1 protein-coding gene is annotated in these 616 nt (G+C 61.2%); it reads left to right on the top strand.

Annotated elements, in window-relative coordinates; genetic code table 11:
* Window positions 1–146 precede the first annotated feature (146 nt).
* A partial coding sequence (locus tag ACXMYJ_RS29305; RefSeq protein WP_460359575.1) for a transposase occupies window positions 147–616 on the top strand: 470 nt, incomplete at its 3' end.

The raw sequence follows: 616 nt of genomic DNA, 5'->3' as shown, positions 1-616 counted from the left end.
GGGGGGTGGTTGCGGACTTTGTTGTCTTGCTTGTGGTTTCGACGCGCCTCTCGCCTAGCGGGGTGTTGCGAAATGAGGTCGGATTTGTTCGCGTTTCCGGCTTGTCGTGTGGCCGCTAGCCGCCGTGTTTGGGGGATAATGTATTGGTGGCCAAAGGATATCGTCCGGTAGATCGTGATCAGGACTATTTGCTGCCGCCGAGTATGCGGGAGTGGTTGGCTGATGATGATCCGGTGTGGCTGGTCATTGAGGCCGTCGCGCAGCTCGATACCAGTAAACTGCACGCCCGGCGCAAGGTCGGCGGGGTCGGGCGAGCCGGATATCACCCAGATATGTTGCTGACCTTGCTGATCTGGGGATGGGCGCAAGGGCAAAGGTCCTCCCGCAAGCTGGAACGATTGTGTCACCGCGATATCGCCTATCGAGTCATCTGTGCTGGTGACGTGCCCGATCATGCGACGATTTCGCGGTTCCGCGCCGAGTGTGCCGACGCCGTCGAAGACCTGTTCACCCAGGTGCTGGCGTTGTGTGCGCGGGTCGGGATGGGCGAGTTGGGGGTGGTGGCCCTCGACGGGGTCAAGATCGCCTCGAACCCCTCCAAGAGCGCCAACCGTAC

The organism is Mycobacterium sp. ZZG, from assembly GCF_054786995.1.
This window is presented reverse-complemented; position numbering and strand designations above follow the sequence as displayed.